This window comes from Pseudoalteromonas sp. 2CM28B, assembly GCF_023161935.1.
Window position 1 is genome coordinate 437,852 of the sequence record NZ_JALNTH010000004.1, and the last position, 21,362, is coordinate 459,213.

Here is a 21,362-nt window from a genome sequence, read left to right on the forward strand (position 1 = left end):
GCTTACGCTTTTTTAGCATTAAATAAATTAGCGGTTACGGCATAAGCCATGCCGCTTAAAAGCCCACCTAAATGCGCCCAATTAGCCATACCAACAAACAACACATCAGCAAAACCGAGTACCAGCCAAATTAACATAAAGCCAATAATGGCAGTGCTTACTAGCGCAGGTTGCTTAGGATTTAAATAGCTGTGAATCCAACAAAAACCCAATAAACCATACACAACACCACTTAAACCACCAAAGTTAGGCCCCACAATTAAAAACTGAGCCCAGTTACTAATAAGTGCAGTAACCACAAATAGCCCAACTAAGCTCAGCTTGCCGCATTGCTTTTCAATATTATCACCTAACGACATCCACCAAATTAGGTTAAATACAATGTGCATTGCGCTAAAATGAACAAGTGCCGGCGTTAACCAGTTCAGTGGTTGGCTCGGGTTAAACTGCAAAGCAGTATAAATTTGCTCAAAGCCACCCAATAAAAATGCAAAGTAAATAGCAACGCTTACAATACTTACGGTTTTATTTAGCCAGCTTAGTGCTTTAAAGCGCGCCACTAAATTAAGCGACTGTCCTTGATACGTTAAGCCAGATTGTGTACTGCCCACATCCCAGGAGGCTTGTTGATAACGCTCATGATTGGGGTTTTGTACAAATTCAGCCCACAAAGGTTGCACTTGATGAAAGTGCTCGCCCGCAACACAAATAATAACATTACTGCCATCAGCACTGCGCAATTGCCCTTCTAAGCCTTGGCTTTTTAAATAATCTATAAAGCCCTGTGCGGCACGAGGATTATTTAAACTACCTAGCTCAATCATCGTTCCACTTTCTCGCTGTAAGCCGCTTCCCAAGCCGTAAAGCCACCATCCATGCTATATACATCTTCAAAGCCCTGCTCTACTAAATAACTAGCCGCACCTTGTGAGCTCATGCCGTGGTAGCAAACAATAATAATGGGCTGATCGAACTCTTTTTCCATCATGAACTGAGCTATATTGGCATTTGAAAGCGCTTCAGAGCCAGGAATATGCCCTGCTTGGTACGAGTTAGGATCGCGTATATCTGCGATCACTACATCTTCTTTATCAAGCAGTTCGTGCGTTTGTGCTATAGATATATGTTTAAATGCCATTGAAATCTCTTTTAAAAATATAATAAAAAGGCGGCTTAAGCCGCCTCTGTATGCAAACTTTAAACTATTCCCAGTTTAAAATTACTTTACCAGATTGACCTGAAATCATCATATCAAAGCCAGCTTGGAAGTCATCTACCGAATATTGATGCGTAATAATAGGGTCTAAATTAAGGCCCGATTGAATCAAGCTTGCCATTTTGTACCACGTTTCGAACATCTCGCGACCATATATACCTTTGATCACTAAGCCTTTAAATATGACTTTATTCCAATCTACGGCCATATCTGATGGCGGAATACCCAGCATGGCAATTTTGCCACCATGGTTCATGTTATTTAACATAGAATTAAAGGCGCTTGGCACACCTGACATTTCAAGGCCAATATCAAAGCCTTCAGTCATACCTAGCTCATTCATTACATCTTCAAGCTTATCGTTCGCAACGTTTACGGCACGTGTAGCGCCCATTTTACGCGCAAGCTCTAAACGGTATTCGTTAACATCGGTAATCACAACATGGCGAGCACCCACATGCTTAGCAACGGCTGCCGCCATAATACCAATTGGCCCAGCCCCTGTAATAAGCACATCTTCACCCACTAAATCAAACGATAAAGCGGTGTGCACAGCATTACCAAACGGGTCAAAAATAGACGCAAGCTCGTCAGAAATATTGTCAGGAATTTTAAACGCATTAAAGGCCGGAATAACTAGATATTCTGCAAATGCGCCTTCGCGGTTAACGCCTACACCGGTTGTATTTCGGCACAAATGCACACGACCAGCACGACAGTTACGACAATGCCCACACGTAATATGCCCCTCGCCAGATACGCGGTCACCTACTGCAAAGCCACGTACTTCTTGGCCCATATCAACCACTTCACCCACGTACTCATGGCCTACGACCATAGGGGTCGGAATGGTTTTTTGTGACCACTCATCCCATTTATAAATATGAACGTCGGTGCCGCAAATCGCAGTTTTACGAATTTTAATGAGTAGATCGTTATGCCCTACTTCAGGCTTGGGTACGTCGGTCATCCAGATGCCGGTTTCGGCTTTTAATTTTGATAAGGCTTTCATAGTTAACACTCAACTAAAAAACCGAAGCAATACTTCGGTTTATAAAAAATTAAATAACGCCCATTTCTTTACCAATACGGGTAAAGGCAGCAATTGCGGTGTCTAGTTGTTCAATACTGTGCGCAGCAGAAATTTGTGTACGAATACGCGCTTGGCCTTTTGGCACAACAGGGAACGAAAAACCGGTTACATAAATGCCTTCAGCGAGTAGTTTGTCTGCCATTAATGAAGCAACTTTAGCATCGCCAAGCATTACAGGAATAATGGCATGATCTTTACCCGCACACGTAAAGCCAGCGGCTTCCATTTGCTCACGGAAATATTTAGCATTTGACCAAAGTTTAGCGCGTAACTCGCCACCATTTTCAAGCATTTCGAGTACTTTAATTGAAGCAGTTACAATTGAAGGCGCTAATGAATTTGAGAATAAGTAAGGGCGCGAACGCTGACGTAGCCATTCAACAATTTCTTTTTTACCTGATGTATAACCGCCTGATGCACCGCCCAGCGCTTTGCCTAGCGTGCCGGTAATAATATCTACACGGTCAAGCACATTACAGTACTCAGGCGTGCCTTTACCGTTTTCGCCAACAAAGCCTACCGCATGTGAGTCATCAACCATCACTAATGCATCATACTTATCAGCAAGGTCACACACAGCTTCAAGGTTACAAATTACGCCATCCATCGAAAACACGCCATCGGTGGCAATTAACTTTGTTTTAGCACCCGCTTCATCAGCTGCAATAAGTTGCTTTTCAAGATCCTCCATATCGTTATTAGCATAACGAAAACGCTTAGCTTTACATAAGCGTACGCCATCAATAATTGATGCGTGATTTAGAGAGTCAGAAATAATAGCATCTTCAGCGCCTAAAATAGTTTCAAATAGGCCCGTGTTAGCATCAAAACAAGACGAGTATAAAATTGTATCTTCGGTTTCTAAAAACGCACTAATTTTTTGTTCTAGTGTTTTATGAATATCTTGCGTGCCACAAATAAAACGCACTGAAGCAACACCAAAGCCATGGTCATCTAAACCACCTTGCGCTGCTTTAATTAGCTCAGGGCTATTTGCTAAGCCTAAGTAATTGTTAGCACAAAAATTAATAACTTTATCGCCAGATGCAACTTCTATTTGAGCTTGTTGCTGCGAGGTAATAATACGCTCACTTTTATACAAACCTTGCGCTTTAACGTCTTCAATTTGCTCTTGTAGTTGGCTAAAAAAAGCAGATGCTCTCATCTGTAGTCTCCAATTAAATGAACGGGTAAACAACAACATTAAAGCCACTGTTTATGTTGGGGTGTATTGTAAAAGTTTAACAAGTAAAATGCACTGTTTGCAGCTCGTCGCTAATACAGGTAATGGCAGCAATACTTAACACTTTAGTTGCGAAAATATAAACGCACTTTATACCAAGTAGTGTGCTGGTAAATCGTTAATAGAGTCAATCACTAAATCGGCGTATTGTTTAGCGTTTTCGTCAAATTGTTGGCCAGAGCGAACTAGCACTCGCGTGCTAATAGCCGCTTTTTGTGCCGCTTGAATATCGCTAAGCTTATCACCCACCATAACACTGCTCGAAGGGTCAATATTATGCTCTTGCATAGCTTGTAACAACATACCTGGAGCTGGCTTTCTGCACTGGCACTGTTTTAAATATTGCGCCATCGCTTTTTTGGGATGGTGCGGGCAAAAATACACATCTGTAATTTTAATATTGTGCTTACTAAATTGTGTTTTCATCCACTGAGTTAAAGCTAAAAAGTCATCTTCAGTGTAGTAACCTCGCCCTATTCCCGATTGATTAGTCACTATGATAATTTTATAACCTACATCATAAAATGCTTTACAGGTACTAAACACACCGTCTATAAATTCAAATTTTTCACTTTGATACACATAGCCATGATCAATATTTACCACGCCATCTCGGTCTAAAAAAAGCGCTTTGTTTTTTTCTGTTACACTCATTTTATAGACTCTTTTTGTACCACATGATCAAACATAGCTTTAACACTATCTACGGTTATTTGGCTCATAAGGTCATCTCCCTTAACGCGCGTACCCCAAGGCAATTGTTGAGCTGTTTTACCCGTTTGCTTTAGCAGATTTTGATGATACACCTCAACTACGTAGTCTTGATATAAATAAGGGCCTGTACGTGCAGGATTAGAATGCGCATATAAACCAATAACCGGCGTACCTACCGTTACCGCCATATGTGCAGGGCCGGTATCGGGGGCTAAAACTAAATCAGCGCGCTTAAGCACACATAACAGCTCTTTAAGTTTTGTTTTACCGACTAAGTTTAAAATAGTGCAGTGACTGTGTTTTATAATTTGATTAGCTAAATTAATCTCAAGCTCAGTTGGGCCGCCCGTTAGTACCACGTTAAAGCCCTGCTCATGCGCGTAATCAGCAAGGGCTGCATAGCGCTCAGGCAACCAGTTTCGCTGTGCTTTACTGGCCGCTGGCGATATTACCAATAACTTATTTGCCAAATGCGCAGGCCCTAATAGCTCATCTGCTTTGTTCTCATCCGCTAAGGTATAAGGCATATCCCAGGTAGGTGAATAGTCTTTAACTCCAATGGCACCCGCAAAGCCTTTAAACCCCTCTAGCACATGCGCTTCTTTTTGTGGGGCTATTCGTTTATTTATAAACAAGCTATGTAATTCTTTTGAACGTGCCCAATCAAAGCCTATTTTTACTTTAGCCGGAATACAGCGTGCAACAAAGCCAGCTCTTAATGCGACCTGCATATTAAGCAGCACATCAAACTGCTGCCCTTTAAAAGAATGTGCTAACTTTTTAAGTGCATCCTTACCTTGTTTTTTATCAAAAACTACCAGCTCAACCCCAGGTAAATCGGCAAGTAACATGGCTTCTATTTTACCCATTACCCACGTTATTTTTGCATTGGGGTGTGCTTTTTGAATGGCTTGTACAGCACTAACGGCATGACACACATCACCAATGGCAGAGAGTCTTAAAATACAAATTGAGGAGTAATTAGGCACTTGAGTCACGCGTTCCACTTTGGCTTTAAATAATAGACTGCGATCTTAAATTATACTCGCACTAATGCAAGCACTTATGCTGCGCTATAAAACACGTTAATATACACGCATTATTGAATTATTTTAACGAGCTATGTTTAAAACACTAACGCAAGGTAAGCACACTATTTTAAGCCACCCAGATTATTTTAACGAGGTTGATTTAAACTGGTTTGATGCAGATTATTGGCAACAGCAAAATAAAATAGTCGGTGCTAAAAAAGGCCGCGCCACAGCCTGGTTTTTTAAACACGATAATTTAACCGCTGTGCTTAGGCACTATTGGCGCGGCGGTTTAGTTGGCAAGTTGTTAAGCGATCAGTACCTCTACCCTGGGCTTAAAAACACCCGAGTGTATAAAGAGTTCAGCTTAATGATAAGGCTTATTGAGCTTGGCTTAAATGTGCCAAAACCCATTGCCGCTAAGGTAACAACCGCAGGCTTAATTTATCGTGGCGATATAATTACAGAGGCTGTAAAAGGGGCTAAAAGCCTGCTCGATATTTTAATTGAACGCCCACTAACAGAAGATGAGCTCAAGCGCATTGCCAATACTGTTGCGCTATTTCACTCAAAAGGTGTGTACCACGCTGATTTGAATATAAATAATATTTTATTTAATGAAACGGGCGAGGTTTATATTATCGACTTTGATCGCGGCGAAATAAAACCACCTAACAAGCAATGGCAACAAAGTAATATGGCACGTTTAGAGCGCTCATTTTTAAAAGAGCAAGGACGTAACAACGCTTTTTATTGGCAAAGCAATGACTGGCAAACTTTATTGGCTATTTATATAGAGCAATTAACCACACAAAGCTAGGTATTGCTTAGCAACTTGTTCGGCCGTTACCTTTTGTAAAATGTCGGCATTATCTACATTAGGCTTAGCGTTTAAAACCAGCTCAATTTTAGCCGCTAGCTCATCGCTATGCCCTACAGGCGCTAAATATTTAGCCAAGTTGTTTGTTAAAATTTCGCTCGGTCCAAACGTACAGTTAGTACTTACTACAGGCGTCCCAACAGCTAATGCTTCAATTAACACTGTAGGGAGCCCTTCAAAATCGGAGCTTAATACTAATGCCTCAGCCTGCTTAATCCAGTTATACGGATTTTGTTCAAACCCTGGCACTATAAGTTGTCCCTCAATACCATACGTTTTTGCAAGCTTAAATGCTTTGCTAGGCTTATTGCATAAAAGGACTAATTTGTATTTTTTATCAAGCTTTGCAAATGCCGCAAATAAAATATCGTGGCGCTTTTGTTTAGCTAACCGCCCTACATGAATAACATACGGCGATTGCGGAATTTGCGTATTAACCTCATCTGAGAGCCGCTTTATATCTGCTAAATTAAAGGGATTATAAATAGTTGTGATGGCGCTTGGGCTAATTAAACACCCTTGGGTAATTTCTTGCTCTACCCCTTTAGACACGCACACCAAGGATTTTCCGTTTAAGTTTTGCTTTGACTTTTTAAGATAGTGATAAGAAAACGGGCCTAACTTTTTTTGCCTCGCTAGCTCTGCATTAACAGAGTTATGCATAACAAAGTGAACATTTTTAATCTGGCTTTTAGCCAATAAGTTATTGCTTCTATCTAAATTGCTAAGCACTAAATCTATGGGGCCAATTTGTTTTTGTTTGTTGTTAAACCACGCCTCTAGCTTTGCTACACTTTTATTTATTTTCCAAAAACGATCCACTTTAGTGGCTTTATCACTGAATAAACTTTCAACCTTTATATTCGCAGGGATCGTGTATTCATATTTATTAGCCAACGATAAAATAGTAACGCTATGCGTTTTTACTAGCTGCTGAGCAAGGGTTAGCATCACTTTTTCGGCGCCGCCACCCGCTAACGAGTCTATTACAATCACTATATTCATCTATCGGCAACCATCAGCATGCTTTTAATCCCTTGCGTTATTTCTTCATAGCTATGCGCGCTTTCAAGCAAAGAATATTTTTCTAGTAGCTGGTTAAAATGCGGCTCTACTAGTAAAGCGCTGGCTTTACTTACTATGTCTTTAATCTCAAAGTTTGCTTTAATTACCACGCCAGTTGTGGCGCAACTTGCTAAGCGCTGTGTTTGATCTTTTGAAATAGCACATGCCACAGCAGGCGTTTTAACAGCAACCGCCTGCAATAGGGTGTCGCCAGCACTTAACAATGCAAATTTAGCTTGCTCCATAAGCGACAAAAACTCACTATTTTCTAACGTATCCAAATTTATAACCGTATTTGATACTGGCAACGCTTTATTATAGTTAGGGCCAAATACCACCACCGCCTTTAACCCTGTTTGCAATGAAATTTGCTCTGCGGCAGCAAAAAATACATCTGCACAGTTTTGATTATCTAGTACATGACCGCCAGAGCCTGCACTCACAATAAAGTAGCCTTGTTCATCAAGCTGATATTTTTTTAACACCTGTTTGGTATCGCACGCTGATGAAAATGCTATGTAAGGGCCCACATTTTTAGGCATAGCTAAAGAAAACATATCTATTTTAGCTTTTTCAGCCCAGCTCAGCGGTTCAATGCAGTAATCGGGCTGTACCACCCAATGGCTATCAATTAAGTTGATACGGTTAAGTTTTAAGCCCTTCGCTCGCTTTTTCGCATGCTGAGAAATAAACACCACTTTGGCACCCACTTTTTTTGCAGCTTTCATGTGAGCAGCGCGCCCTGCACAATCAAATATTACAATGTCAGGTTTAAAATCGGCTATAACTTCACACACTTTATCGCGCTCTTTAGTCGCAGAGCGCTCAAGCAAGGTGGTATCATATGGGCAGTTTTTAGCGTAGTTCGCGTGTTTATTTAAAACAAAATGGATGGTAAGTGAACCTAGACATTCACTCTCAAGGCTTTGGGCTAGCAACAACGAGCGCATGTATTCACCTATTCCTTGTGGCGATGATACGGGTATAAATAAAAGTCGTTTGTTGCTCATTGCATTCTCTATTTCCTATTTGCGCAGCAGTATATCAATCCCATTGTTTTTACGATAGCTAGGTTACATTTTTATACACAAATTTAACGCCCTAAAATAGATTATTTACTGCAATAGCCATGTTAGATTGGTAAACTTAGCCGCAATCTTAATCACAAGGATCTGAACTTTGCGAAACAGAATCTTTCTACTTTCTTCTCTTTTTTGCGCTATGAGCGCATCAGTAACGGCAGAGCCCTGGGTAAAGCCAGACGATTACGGTCTACGTGCCGACATTCAACAACTGGCTGATGCCGGTGTTATTTTAGCGCCTGTAACCACCTACCCGCTAATGTGGAAAAGCTTTATTGGCGAGCTAGAATCGAGCAAGCTTGAACTTTTATCTCCCAGCCTGCAAGATGCACTGCTTCGTGTAAAACATCGTTATAAGTCAGAAAACAGCAGCTCGCACAGTGTACAACTCTCAGCGTTTGCCGCATCAGACCCAATTATAGCCACCAGCTTTGGGGCAACCAACACACAAGAATCTGAGCTTTCTGCGGCCTACGCCTACCTTGGCGATAACTTTGCGGCGAAGGTAGCCATTAATTACCGTAACGATGGTAAGCAATGTTTAGTTAATGGCAAAACAACCGATGATATAGCCACTAACGAACAAGCACTTGAAGATTGTAACGATACCTCATTTGACGATAGCTACTTAGCCTACCGCTTGGGCAATTGGATTTTTAGAGCCGGTGCCGTAGAGCAGTTTTGGGGCCCAGGTGTTGATAACAGTTTAATTATGTCGGGTAATGCAAAGCCACTGCCGGCACTAAGTGTAACCCGTGAGCAAAGCACAGCGTTTGAAACGCCTTGGTTAAGTTGGCTTGGGCAATGGAGCTTTACCGCGCAAATGGCAAAGTTAGAATCGACCCGCGTTATTCCTGATGCGCTGCTTTGGAGTAGTCGTGTTAACTTTCGCCCGATGCAACAGCTTGAAATTGCTTTAAGTTGGTCTGCGCAGTGGGCCGGTGAAGGCCAACCAAGCTCAGCAGGTGATTTTATTGATGTTATTACTGGGCAAACTAGTTGTATTGATGGCAATGAAAATTGTGATAGCTCACTAGAGACTAAAATTGGTAATCAGCTTGCTGGCATAGATGTGCGTTGGTCTGACACTTTATTTAGTCACCCCTATGCAATCTACGCAAGTACAATTGGCGAAGATGCCAGCTCGCAATTCAAACCTGCCGACAGAGCGTACTTATTTGGCGTACAAACTACGCAGCGCATTTACAATCAAAATGTGCTCGTTAACGTTGAATACATAGATACAGGTGTATCGTGCTCGGCCGAATCAACCAGTGAAAACTGCTACTACGAACATTCCGATTATAAATCGGGCTATCGTTACCACGGCCGCACTATTGGCTCAACCTTTGATAATGATGCACAGTCAGTGGTATTAACACTTTTAGGTCAGCTTTCAAATGGCGATGACTGGCAAGTAAAACTACGTAGTGTGGATTACAACAGCGATAATCTCGACCGTTACCCTAGTAACCCCGATTTAGGTAATACAATTACCAAAACCGGTTATAACTCAAAACAAGTTGAGCTACGCTACAGGCAGCTGGCTATGGGTGGGCGCTTAACGCTCGGCGCTTTTGCATCAAACAACGATGGCGCAGAAAACGACACATCAGCGTTTGCTAAGTACGAATATAATTTTTAAACCGTATATTTAAAAATAGCATTTTAAAGCCAGCTATTTATAACAAAAAAAGGGTTGAAAACTGCGTTTTCAACCCTTTTTATTTAATCAGCAAATATTACTGCTTTATTTTGCTAATCACCTTAGAGGTTGAACAACCATCTAAAAATGTCAGCACTTCTACTTTGCCACCAAGGCGTAGCACATGATCGGCTCCAGCTATTTGCTCTACGGTGTAATCACCACCTTTAACTAAAATATCGGGGCTTATTTGCTCGATTAATTTAGCCGGTGTGTCGTTTTCGTCCGCGCTGCCAAAGGGAATTACCCAATCTACAGAGGCGAGTGCACTTAATACCATTGCGCGCTCATTAAGTGGATTTATAGGGCGCTCAGGGCCTTTTAAACGCGTAATTGAATCATCATTATTTAAACCAACAACGAGTCTATCTCCACGCGCTTTAGCTTGGGCTAAATAGCGTACGTGGCCTGCGTGTAAAATATCAAAACAGCCATTGGTAAACACTATCGTTTCGCCATTTTGTTTAGCAAACTCAATGTGTTGCAGCACATCGTCAAACGGAGTTTGGTAGTGCTCGCCATTGATATGCAAATATTGGCCAAGCTTTTGGCTAAGCTCTTCTGGTGAAACCGTTGCCGCACCCAATTTACTTACTACAATGCCTGCGGCTAAATTAGCAATTTCTACCGCATCTTTAGGCTCCATACCTGCCCCGAGCATCACTGCAAGCGTGGCTATAACAGTATCGCCTGCGCCAGTTACATCACTTACTTCTAGCTGCTGCGCTGCAAAGTCGTGTTTTTCATCGGCATTAATTAATGACATACCTTGCTCAGAGCGTGTAAGTAGCATGGCTTTAATACCATTTTTACTAATTAGCTCACGCGCGCTTTGTGCTAATATTTCTTCAGAGCCTGTTTTACCCCCAGCCAAATTAAATTCATGTAAATTAGGGGTAATATAGTCTGCGCCTTCGTATAAGTGTAAATCGGGCGATTTAGGATCTATAAGCACTGTTTTACCCGCCGCTTTAGCAACGCTAACCATTTCTTTAATTAAGCTCAGCGAGCCTTTGCTGTAATCAGAAAATACCACAAAGTCGTAATCATCAAGCACCAGCTCTAAACGGTTTAATAACAACTGGCTATGCTGCTCGCTAAAGGTCTCTTCTAAATCTAGGCGCACAAGTTGTTGATGGCGGCTAATTACACGCATTTTAGAAATAGTGGGTAAATCGCATACACTAACAAGCTGTGAATGTATTTTTTCACCCTTTAAAATAGTTTCTAAGATTTGCCCGCTTTCATCTTCACCAATTAAACCAAGTAAGCCCACTTTGGCATCAAGTCGCGCAATGTTTTTTGCAACATTTGCAGCGCCACCCGCTTTATCTTCAAACTTGCTTACTTTAACAACGGGTACTGGAGCCTCTGGCGAAATACGCCCTGTATCGCCATACCAGTAACGGTCTAGCATGACATCGCCAACAACTAAAATACGCGCTTTAGATAAGTTTTTTAATAGCGATAAATCCATTACTGCTGCTCCGCAACAACCATATCAATAGCTTCACATAACCAGTGGCCAATAAACATGTGTGCCTCTTGGATGCGGGCTGTTTCATCATTTTTTATAATAATGGGCAACTTAGCAATGTCTTTTACTTTACCGCCCTCGCGACCGGTTAAGGCAACCGTAAACGCGCCAATTTTGTTAGCTGCTTCCAGTGCTAAATTAATATTGGCGCTGGTACCTGAGGTTGTTAAACCAATCACTAAATCTTCTGGTTTACATAAAGCCTGAACTTGGCGTTCAAATACCGTATCAAAGTGGTAGTCGTTACTGTGCGCAGTTAATATTGAGGTATCTGTGGTCAGCGCCATTGAGGCAAGAGGGCCACGCTCTAACTTATAACGCACGACAAATTCGGCAGCTAAATGCTGTGCATCGGCAGCACTTCCGCCGTTGCCAAACCAAATAACCTTACCACCAGCTTGCAATGCACTGTGGCACGCTTCTAATAATTGCATAGACTCTTGATGATAAGCCTCCATCGTTTCAAATAAGGCTTGATGACGGTTTAAACTTTCAACGTAGCTTGTTGCCACAGAATCGATAATTGACATGAAAAATTCCTCTAGGAACTGAAATGGCAGGAAAAAATTAAATCCATTATTCCATAGTTTTATTTAGTTGTGTGTATTTTATGGGAATATAGCTGAACTGAATTATAATTTAGTGCTTCACATGTTCAGAAATTATCACTTTCGCGTTAAACTAGCGCCACTTACCTTAATAAAAGTTCAGTATGGCACGCATTTTATACTCACTCGCTTTAATTTTAATTAGCCCACTGATTGTATTTTACTTGTATGTACTAAGAGGTAAAAAAAATAAAGGCTACCGCGCGCACTTTAAAGAGCGCTTTGGTTTTATTAGCAAACACTTATTTAATAATAGCGCTAAACCGGTTGTGTTCCACTGCGCTTCTGTAGGTGAGGTCCTTGCTGCAGCGCCACTGATTAAAGCACTACAAAAACAACACCCGCAGTTTAATATACTTATTACCTGCAATACTCCGACCGGGCGTGCGCAAATTAGTGAACAATTTAAAAATACCGTGGCGTGTTGTTATTTACCTATAGACTTTGCAGGTTCGAGCGCTCGATTTTTAAAGCGCGTAAATCCACAAGCACTGTGTATTTTAGAAACTGAGCTGTGGCCTAATTTAATGGCAATAAGCCATAAAAAGAATATACCGGTATTAGTGCTTAATGCTCGCCTAAGCGAAAAATCGCAACAGGGGTATCAAAAGGTGGCAGGGTTAACGCATATAATTATGCGTTCAATTTCAGTGCTTGCAAGTCATAATAAAAATGATGCTAAGCGCTTTATTGAACTTGGTTTACCCCCTTCAAAGAGCCATGTTACAGGCTCAATAAAGTTCGACATTACGCCAAGCAATGAGCAACTAACTAAAGTTGCAAATCTTAAAGCCGAATATAAAACCAAAGAACGTTTTGTATGGGTAGCAGGCTCTACTCACCCGCTTGAACACGAAATGATATTAAACGCCCATCAGCAGCTATTAAAAAAATACCCTAATGCACTTTTAGTTATAGCACCGCGTCACCCAGAGCAATTTGATAAAGTAGCCGATACGCTAACTCAAAGCCCACTTAGCTTTAGTCGTCGCAGCAACAATAACTATCAAAACGAGCAGGTACTATTAGCTGATACACTGGGCGAACTTCAGTGTTTATATGGCGCAGCGAATGTAAGTTACATAGGCGGTAGTTTAATTCGCCGAGGTGGGCACAACCCACTTGAAGCTGCTGCTTTTTCGGTTGGTGTTATTACAGGCCCACACACGTATAATTTTGATCATATCTACCCTGAGCTAATTAAACTTAAAGGGGCTGTCGTTGTTGAAAATACCGATGAGCTTGCTAAACAATTAATTAATTTAAGCCAAAACACCAAAGCGTGCCAAAGCTTGGGTATTAAAGCGCAGCAATGTGTAGTAAAAAACCAAGGCGCCATTGAAAAAACATTAACCATTATAAATCAGTATTTAGAGCCAAAAGCATGACTCATCAAGCAATCGCCCAAACCCGCGAGTGGGTATCATCCGTTATTGTAAAATATAATTTTTGCCCATTTGCCCGTAAAGAAGTAGAAAACAACTGTATTCATTATGTGCTTAGCCCTGCAACAAAAATTGATGACGCTGTAATGGACATGCTAGAGCAGTGTGTGCAGCTTGATCAAAATCCAGAGCGCGAAACCACATTAATACTGTTTGATAACGGCTTTAGCGATTTTGAAGACTTTTTAGATTTAGTCGATTTAGCCAATGCCTTACTGGTAGCGCAAGGGTTTGAAGGTAAATACCAAATTGCTAATTTTCATCCCGATTACGTGTTTGCCGACAGCGATGAAGATGATGCGGCAAATTACACTAACCGAGCCCCCTACCCTACACTGCATTTAATTCGCGAACTGAGTATGAGCGAAGCGCTTGATCACTATAACGAGCCTGAATCTATACCAGAGCACAATATAAAGCTTGCAAGGCGCAAAGGATTCGACTTTTGGCAGCAACTTTTAGCAAATATAAAAAAACCGAGCGCCTAAACGCTCGGTTTTTACGTAATATGTTTAGCTGCTTGTATTACTTTTTAACCCAGTTACCATTCACTTCAATATAGTGGCCACTTTTGGTCTTTTCGATTGTTTTAGCTGCTGCGAGTGCTTCTACTTGTGCCAGCGATAAATCGTTCTTTTTAGCCAGCTTTAAATACTGTGCTTTACGTTTAGCGTTAATTTCTTCAACCACGGCTTTTGCCTCGCTGTTTTGTACCACAAGCCCTAAGTAACCTGAGCTATCTTCACCCACTAAGCCTTGGTTTTTAGCATCATCTAAACTAATAGCCCACGCCGAAAACGACAAACATACCGCACTTACTAGAGTAGCAATACTTAATTTATTTTTTATAGTCATCATTTAGCTCCTAAAATAATTCACTGTCGTCACTGAATAAGTTATCGAGTTCTTTATCTACTTTTACTCGAATTTCGTGATCTACTTTTACATTTAGATTGATCGTTATCGGCTCTTTCGCTGCCACCTCTACTCTGTGGGTACATGCGCTTAAAGCGCTAATAGCAGCAAGTGCAATAACGGCCTTAATGCTCAACAAATTTTTCATCATTAGTTTCCTTTTTTAGAGTATTGCTGCTCAACTTTTTGCGTTATTTCGTCGCTCAGTCTAAGCGCTCTTAGCAACGTAAACACGTTTTCTTCGTGATTATAATTAAAGTTAACTTGTTGCTGCTCTGGCTCATTAAAGCCTTGTAAGTTAACACCTAAGTTTAACCAGCCATCACTTTTAAGCGCTACTGTACTATTAAGTTTTTGTATATCAAGGTTTTTGAGCAACCCAAGCACAGGTTGTAACTCTTGTTGCTGACGCATAACAGCGTCAAACGCTTCGTTATTACTAATAATAAGCTTCCCTTGGCCTTGATTGGTTAGGCTGCCATTTTTTACCTCAACCCCTGTGTCATCAAAATAAAACGGCAACGACCCTTTTAGCCTACCTGTTAGGGTAATACCCGACTTATCGTCAAGCGTTATTAATTTACTGGCATCAACATTTTCAAACGTAACATTAGCTGTTTGCTGCTGCTTTAAAAGCGTGTATTTATCTAAAGAAAATTTACCACCAAAAATATCGCCTTCAACATCAAAGGCCAGCGCGCTATTATTAACCACTTTAATATTACCAGTGATACTTTTAACTACAGCGCCTGCACGTAATTCATTAAGATTAAAGGTAGTAGGGGCAACATTAAGCTGCCCTGAATCGTACTGCCCACCTAGCTGCATACTAAATTGATTAGCTAAGTAGTCGTTATACAGTGCACTGGTATCAGTCATCGTTATAGTAAAATTTGCTTTTTGTAAATTCACATCACCACTTATACGCCCACCCAATTTTCCTTGGGTTAGCTGAGCTAACGGTTCAAATTGGCTAACGATTGAATTTAACGAAAGCACACTTTGCTCTGGTATAATCACTTCAAACGGATGCGCTACCTTTGAAACATGGTGATTGGCCACCAGCTCAACACCATTTACAAATACATGATGAGACGCTTCAAGCGCGCGACTTTGCAGCCCGGTTGACGTTACGTTTATTGTATTTAAATCGATATTTGGACTAATGAGTGTATTTATTTGGGTGTTTGCATTTAAGTGAGCAAATAACTCACCCACACCTAAGTTTGCTCTTGCATTAAGGGTGTTATTAATACCAGTAAGTTTATACTCGCTGTATTGCACGCTTTTAAGCTTACTTTTAAGCGTTACTTTTGCATCGAGCTTTTCATTCATACTTGCTTCAAGGTTACCTGTGTAGCCGTTAAGAGCGCTGCCATAAGCAGCTGCGCTATCAACGCTTAACTCAATACGTGCGCTACCTTCTGGCTTAAAGTCAATAAGTTGAGTGACTGTAAAGTCCCCCTTGGCTTTAATATTATTAGCCTCAGCCGGTAAAAATTCAGGCAAAGCGGTAAGGGCAATATCGTAATTACCGCTTAATTGAGCGTTTTTAAGCTGCGTATTTAGCGTTATAGCGTCTATTTCATCCGTATGTAGCTGTGCCTTTAGCTGTGTGCGGGCGCTTTGTAACGGTGCAGCAGTATTTATAAACGTATCTGTAAACGTTATATCTATATTTTGCTTGGCTTGCTCTGCGCTTTTGAGCGTTATTAACGGTAAGGTTAGGTTGTTATGTGCAAAGTTAATTGGTTTAGCTAAAGCCCATTGCCAATTAAGTGGAAGCTGCTTTACAGCAAATGACTTGTAGGCACTTTCAGGAATAAGAGATTGGCAGTTATTACTAAGTTTTACATTGTTTTTAAGCTTGCTTGGGTCAAGCTCAAGGTTTTGGCTATTTAAAATATAGGTAGCACTTAGCACACCTTTGGAGCTGTTTGTTATATCGCAGCTTTGTATTTTATAGTCATACTGGGCTTGTAAATCACCACTAAGGCTTGCCTCTACCCCGTTAAAGCTAAATGCCTGCGCTGTATTAAAGCTAAGTCCACTTAATAACTCATTATCTGTTTTAAGTAGTTGCTTCACTAATCCATCATTTATTTTAAGCTGCCCTTGTACCTTATTATTGTAAAGCGTTGCGCTTGCGTTTAAATCACCATTTACTACAAACTGGTTAAGCGTGGGCTCGGTGATATTTAGCATTAGCGGGCGCTTTAAAAGCGCACTGTGTATAGTTAAATGCTCAACTGTAATTGTTGGCCTTTTTTCAGGAAGCGCTAAATCTAAAATTGTGGCAGCAGTGCTTGTTTTACTACTTTGAGGAAATGGATTTACATTAAGTACTGCGTGTTTAACTTTAACATGCTTAGTATTAGCAGTAATACCTGTAAGAGCAAGCTCTTGATTTTGGTAACTTAAACAGGCTTTTTGTACGTGCACATTTAACTTACTCGTAAGCGAAAAATCTAAGCAGCTTAAGGTAACACCTGCTTTTTCAAGTTCAGGCGCTACAGCCCATTGTAATAGTGGCAAACGAAATACATAGCCAAGCAAAACTATACTTAGCAATACAGCACCCATAATTAAACCAATGCGCTTTAACATACTATCCTTATAAGCTTTTATTCATACCTTACAAACTATCGTAATTTTAAATCTACGCAATCAAAAAAGGCTGCACAGTGCAGCCTTTTTTATTTTACAGCTAGATTATGAATCTAACTTGTATATGTCGTTTTTAACCTACATTTTTACGTGCGTTTCGGAACATACGCATCCATGGGCTATCCTCTTTCCACTCATCTGGGTGCCACGAGTTAGCAACAGCGCGGAATACGCGCTCAGGGTGCGGCATCATTACAGTGGCACGGCCATCAGTAGAGGTAATACCGGTAATACCCTCTGGTGAACCATTCGGGTTAGCCGGGTATTGCGTTGTCGGATTACCGTAGTTATCTACAAATTTAACCGCAACAGTGCCGCTTTCAAGCGCAGCTTTAGTGGCAGCATCGTTTGCAAATTCTGCATGGCCTTCACCATGAGATACAGCAATTGGCATACGCGACCCAGCCATTCCATTAAAGAATACAGACGGGTTTTCTTGTATTTCAACTAAGCTAAAGCGTGCTTCAAAACGCTCTGACTTATTTGTTACAAAACGTGGCCAATGCTCAGTACCCGGAATTAACTCTTTCAATGTTGATAACATTTGACAACCATTACACACACCTAAGCTAAAGGTGTCTTCACGATGGAAGAAGTTTTGGAACTGATCGCGTGCCATATCGTTAAACAATATAGACTTAGCCCAGCCTTCACCGGCGCCTAATACGTCACCATAAGAGAAACCACCACATGCCACTAAGCCTTTAAATTGCTCAAGGGTTAAACGCCCTTCGAGGATATCGCTCATGTGTACATCAACAGCGGCAAAACCAGCACGGTTAAACGCAGCAGCCATTTCTAAATGCGAGTTAACGCCTTGCTCACGTAAAATAGCCATTTGCGGCTTAGCGCCCGTTGCAATGTACGGTGCGGCTATATCTTCGTTTAAGTCAAAGTTAAGTTTTACGTTTAAGCCTGGATCTTTTGCATCAAACTTGGCATCAAATTCTTGCTTAGCACAATCAGGGTTATCACGACGTGCTTGCATTTGGTACGTTGTTTCGCCCCAAATAGTACGTAATTTAGTACGAGTATGATTAAGTACTGTTTTCTCACCGCGGTTAAATACAATGCTATCGTCGCTATTAAGCGAGCCAATCACGTGGCTAATTGCAGCAACACCGTGTTGTTCAAATACAGCATTTACGGCATCTAAATCGCTGTTAGCAACTTGAATTACCGCGCCAAGCTCTTCGTTATAAAGTGCTTCTAGGTCTGTCCCGGTTAAACCCGCTAAATCAACAGTCACACCGGTGTGCCCAGCAAATGCCATTTCAGTTACAGTAGTAAATAAACCACCGTCTGAGCGGTCATGATAAGCAAGTAGCTTGCTATCAGCGACAAGTGCTTGCATGGCATTGTAAAAGCCTTTAAGTAGCTCAGGGCTGTCAACATCTGGAGTAACATCACCAAGCTGCTTGTAAACCTGTGCAAGGCTTGATGCGCCCAGTCGGTTTTTACCCGCGCCTAAGTCAACTAAAATAAGTGATGTATCGCCTTTATCAGTACGTAACTGCGGAGTCACTGTTTTACGCACGTCGTCAACACGACCAAAGGCAGTAATAATAAGTGATAACGGAGAAGTAACTGATTGCTCAGCACTATCATCCTCGTTTTTCCATGTCGTTTTCATCGACATAGAATCCTTACCCACAGGTATAGTTAAACCAAGCGCAGGACAAAGCTCTTCGCCTACCGCTTTTACAGCTTCGTAAAGGCCGGCGTCTTCACCAGGGTGACCTGCTGCAGCCATCCAATTAGCCGATAGCTTAATGTTCTCTAGGCTACCAATGTTGGCACAGGCAATATTGGTTAGTGACTCTGCCACGGCTAAACGCGCCGATGCACCGTAATTTAATAGTGCTGCCGGCGTGCGCTCACCCAGTGACATAGCTTCACCGTGGTAAGTGTCGTACGTTGCTGCGGTAACTGCACAGTTAGCCACAGGTACTTGCCAAGGGCCCACCATTTGATCTCGTGCTACTAAACCGGTAACCGAGCGATCGCCAATAGTAATTAAGAATGTTTTTTCTGCAATAGTAGGTAAGCGTAATAAACGCTGAGCAGCCTCAGCTATATCAATCGACTCTGCATCAATTGCCTTACCGGTAACTTGCTTTGAAGTTACATCGCGATGCATTTTAGGTGCTTTACCTAATAATACATCAAGCGGCAAATCAACAGGGCTGTTATCAAAGTGGCTGTCGGCAACAGTTAAGTGGCGCTCTTCTGTGGCTTCACCTATTACTGCGTACTGCGCACGTTCGCGCTTACAAATGGCTTCAAAGCGATCAAAATCTTCAACAGCAACAGCCAGTACATAACGTTCTTGCGATTCGTTACACCAAATTTCGTGTGGGGCCATGCCCGGCTCATCGTTAGGAATATCACGTAGTTGGAATTTACCACCACGGCCACCATCATCTACAAGCTCAGGAAACGCATTAGATAAACCACCAGCGCCTACATCATGTATAAACGCAATTGGGTTTTCATCCCCTAGTTGCCAACACTTATCGATCACTTCTTGGCAACGGCGTTCCATTTCTGGGTTTTCACGCTGTACAGAAGCAAAATCTAAATCTTCGTTTGATTGGCCCGATGCCATGCTTGATGCTGCACCGCCGCCTAAACCAATGTTCATTGCAGGGCCACCTAGTGCAATAAGTTTTGCACCGACTGGAATATCCCCTTTTTGAACATGATCAGCACGAATATTACCTAAACCACCTGCAAGCATAATAGGCTTGTGGTAACCACGCACCTCTTCACCATTGTGACTTGTTACTTTTTCTTCGTAGGTACGGAAGTAACCTAATAAGTTAGGACGTCCAAACTCATTATTAAATGCCGCGCCACCTAAAGGGCCGTCCATCATAATATCAAGCGCATTTACGATACGATTAGGCTTACCAAAGTCGCTTTCCCACGGTTGCTCGTAACCCGGAATACGTAAGTTAGAAACAGTAAAACCAACTAAACCCGCTTTTGGCTTAGAGCCGCGGCCTGTTGCGCCTTCATCGCGAATTTCACCACCTGAGCCTGTAGCCGCACCTGAAAATGGTGCTATAGCTGTTGGGTGGTTATGGGTTTCTACCTTCATTAAAATTTCTATGTCTTCTTGATGATACGCATATTCACCTTGCGCATTCGGGAAGAAACGACCCGCTTTTGAGCCCTTCATTACTGCTGCGTTATCTTTGTACGCCGACAGCACATTTTCAGGATTGTGCTCAAATGTATTTTTGATCATTTTAAACAGCGATTTAGGCTGCTCAATACCATCAATTGTCCAATCAGCATTAAATATTTTATGACGGCAATGCTCTGAGTTTGCTTGCGCAAACATAAATAACTCTATGTCGTTAGGGTTACGGCCTAACTTTTTAAAGTTTTCTACTAAGTAGTCTATCTCGTCATCAGCAAGCGCAAAACCTTGTTCAACGTTTGCCGCAGCCAACGCTTCGCGCCCGCCACCTAAAATGTCAACTGATGACATTTCGCGAGGTGAGTCATTGCGGAATAACTGAGCTGCAGAAGCAAGTTCGCTATGCGTTGCCTCAGTCATACGGTCGTGTAATAACGCCGTTACTTGAGCAAGCTGCTCTGCACTTAGTTCACCTTCTACGTAATAAGCAATACCACGCTCAACACGGTGAACCTGTTTAAGGCCACAGTTATGCGCTATGTCAGTTGCTTTAGATGCCCATGGTGAAATGGTGCCAGGGCGAGGGGTAACTAAAATAAGTGTGCCAGCTGGGGTATGCTCGGCAATAGTTGGACCGTAAGTAAGTAGTTTTTCAAGCTTAGTTTGCTCATCAACACTCAAAGGCGAGGTTAAATCGGCAAAATGTGCATACTCGGCATATACATTGGTGACTGGAAGTTGCGATAGTTTGCAACGCGCTAAAATTTTATTAACTCTGAACTCTGAAAGTGCTGGTGCACCACGAAGGATCAACATAGATAATTTCATCCGGGGTTAGGGATTGAACGATATTTTAGGCGGGCATTATAGTCTATGTAGCACCGAGTTTTAACTCCAAATTACGCTTTTCAGAAAATTAACTTTTTATTTATATAAACAGCAGCAAAATTACCAATAAAAGCTAAACGCTAAGTGACGCCATAGTGAAGTTTTGGTATAACGGGGTATGAGCT

The 21,362-nt window shown here is 41.7% G+C and carries 18 protein-coding genes; 4 read left to right on the forward strand and 14 right to left on the reverse strand.

The window, feature by feature from the left end:
• Nucleotides 1-2 precede the first annotated feature (2 nt).
• The 6 genes from glpG to MTN96_RS08790 form a co-directional block, all read right to left on the reverse strand.
• Entirely contained in the window at nucleotides 3-824 is an 822-nt protein-coding gene (gene glpG / locus MTN96_RS08765; protein ID WP_004588557.1) for a rhomboid family intramembrane serine protease GlpG, read from the reverse strand.
• Entirely contained in the window at nucleotides 821-1,138 is a 318-nt protein-coding gene (glpE, locus tag MTN96_RS08770) for a thiosulfate sulfurtransferase GlpE (protein ID WP_004588558.1), read from the reverse strand. Before glpE ends, glpG begins: the two co-directional genes overlap by 4 nt.
• A 64-nt stretch (nucleotides 1,139-1,202) precedes the next feature.
• Complete coding sequence (tdh, locus tag MTN96_RS08775; RefSeq protein ID WP_004588559.1) at nucleotides 1,203-2,228, reverse strand: L-threonine 3-dehydrogenase; 1,026 nt, start codon at nucleotides 2,226-2,228, stop codon at nucleotides 1,203-1,205.
• Between the two features lie 49 nt (nucleotides 2,229-2,277).
• On the reverse strand, nucleotides 2,278-3,474 hold the full coding sequence (locus MTN96_RS08780) for a glycine C-acetyltransferase (RefSeq protein WP_024034359.1): 1,197 nt from the start codon (nucleotides 3,472-3,474) through the stop codon (nucleotides 2,278-2,280).
• 168 nt (nucleotides 3,475-3,642) lie between these two features.
• Nucleotides 3,643-4,206, reverse strand: coding sequence for a D-glycero-beta-D-manno-heptose 1,7-bisphosphate 7-phosphatase (gmhB, locus tag MTN96_RS08785; RefSeq protein WP_248531230.1), 564 nt, complete (start codon nucleotides 4,204-4,206; stop codon nucleotides 3,643-3,645).
• Nucleotides 4,203-5,264 (reverse strand): glycosyltransferase family 9 protein, encoded by a 1,062-nt coding sequence (locus MTN96_RS08790; RefSeq protein WP_248531232.1) that lies wholly within the window; start codon nucleotides 5,262-5,264, stop codon nucleotides 4,203-4,205. The genes gmhB and MTN96_RS08790 overlap by 4 nt, the downstream gene beginning before the upstream one ends.
• A 124-nt stretch (nucleotides 5,265-5,388) precedes the next feature.
• On the opposite strand from MTN96_RS08790, the gene MTN96_RS08795 reads away from it, so the two are divergent.
• Nucleotides 5,389-6,117 (forward strand): 3-deoxy-D-manno-octulosonic acid kinase, encoded by a 729-nt coding sequence (locus tag MTN96_RS08795; protein ID WP_248531234.1) that lies wholly within the window; start codon nucleotides 5,389-5,391, stop codon nucleotides 6,115-6,117.
• Here MTN96_RS08795 and MTN96_RS08800 read toward each other — a convergent pair.
• Together MTN96_RS08800 and MTN96_RS08805 are read right to left on the reverse strand one after the other, a co-directional pair.
• Nucleotides 6,100-7,182, reverse strand: a complete 1,083-nt coding sequence (locus MTN96_RS08800) for a glycosyltransferase (RefSeq protein WP_248531236.1) — start codon at nucleotides 7,180-7,182, stop codon at nucleotides 6,100-6,102. The two genes, MTN96_RS08795 and MTN96_RS08800, sit on opposite strands and share 18 nt — an antisense overlap.
• Nucleotides 7,179-8,252, reverse strand: coding sequence for a glycosyltransferase family 1 protein (locus MTN96_RS08805; RefSeq protein WP_248531238.1), 1,074 nt, complete (start codon nucleotides 8,250-8,252; stop codon nucleotides 7,179-7,181). Before MTN96_RS08805 ends, MTN96_RS08800 begins: the two co-directional genes overlap by 4 nt.
• Before the next feature lie 211 nt (nucleotides 8,253-8,463).
• Between MTN96_RS08805 and MTN96_RS08810 the strand changes: the two genes are divergently transcribed.
• On the forward strand, nucleotides 8,464-9,969 hold the full coding sequence (locus MTN96_RS08810; RefSeq protein ID WP_248531254.1) for a capsule assembly Wzi family protein: 1,506 nt from the start codon (nucleotides 8,464-8,466) through the stop codon (nucleotides 9,967-9,969).
• 97 nt (nucleotides 9,970-10,066) lie between these two features.
• Here the strand turns inward: MTN96_RS08810 and hldE are convergent, their stop codons facing one another.
• Nucleotides 10,067-11,506, reverse strand: coding sequence for a bifunctional D-glycero-beta-D-manno-heptose-7-phosphate kinase/D-glycero-beta-D-manno-heptose 1-phosphate adenylyltransferase HldE (hldE, locus tag MTN96_RS08815; protein WP_248531240.1), 1,440 nt, complete (start codon nucleotides 11,504-11,506; stop codon nucleotides 10,067-10,069).
• Entirely contained in the window at nucleotides 11,506-12,096 is a 591-nt protein-coding gene (locus MTN96_RS08820) for an SIS domain-containing protein (protein WP_004588568.1), read from the reverse strand. Before MTN96_RS08820 ends, hldE begins: the two co-directional genes overlap by 1 nt.
• A 182-nt stretch (nucleotides 12,097-12,278) precedes the next feature.
• Between MTN96_RS08820 and waaA the strand changes: the two genes are divergently transcribed.
• Both waaA and MTN96_RS08830 read left to right on the forward strand, forming a co-directional pair.
• Complete coding sequence (gene waaA, locus MTN96_RS08825; protein WP_248531246.1) at nucleotides 12,279-13,562, forward strand: lipid IV(A) 3-deoxy-D-manno-octulosonic acid transferase; 1,284 nt, start codon at nucleotides 12,279-12,281, stop codon at nucleotides 13,560-13,562.
• The gene (locus tag MTN96_RS08830) at nucleotides 13,559-14,107 is read left to right on the forward strand and encodes a DUF1415 domain-containing protein (protein ID WP_004588570.1); all 549 of its coding nucleotides are present in this window, start codon (nucleotides 13,559-13,561) and stop codon (nucleotides 14,105-14,107) included. The genes waaA and MTN96_RS08830 overlap by 4 nt, the downstream gene beginning before the upstream one ends.
• 37 nt (nucleotides 14,108-14,144) lie before the next feature.
• Here the strand turns inward: MTN96_RS08830 and MTN96_RS08835 are convergent, their stop codons facing one another.
• The 4 genes from MTN96_RS08835 to purL form a co-directional block, all read right to left on the reverse strand.
• Complete coding sequence (locus tag MTN96_RS08835) at nucleotides 14,145-14,474, reverse strand: YdbL family protein (RefSeq protein ID WP_004588571.1); 330 nt, start codon at nucleotides 14,472-14,474, stop codon at nucleotides 14,145-14,147.
• Nucleotides 14,475-14,484: 10 nt separating this feature from the next.
• Nucleotides 14,485-14,682: a YnbE family lipoprotein gene (locus MTN96_RS08840; RefSeq protein ID WP_004588572.1), complete on the reverse strand. Its 198-nt coding sequence runs from the start codon at nucleotides 14,680-14,682 to the stop codon at nucleotides 14,485-14,487.
• A 2-nt stretch (nucleotides 14,683-14,684) separates the two neighbouring features.
• A complete protein-coding gene (locus MTN96_RS08845) occupies nucleotides 14,685-17,141 on the reverse strand; it encodes a YdbH domain-containing protein (protein ID WP_248531248.1) in 2,457 nt (818 codons plus the stop codon).
• A gap of 133 nt (nucleotides 17,142-17,274) precedes the next feature.
• Nucleotides 17,275-21,165 carry a phosphoribosylformylglycinamidine synthase gene (gene purL, locus MTN96_RS08850; RefSeq protein ID WP_248531250.1) on the reverse strand — a complete coding sequence of 1,297 codons (3,891 nt, stop codon included), beginning with the start codon at nucleotides 21,163-21,165 and terminating at the stop codon, nucleotides 17,275-17,277.
• Between the last annotated feature and the right edge of the window lie 197 nt (nucleotides 21,166-21,362).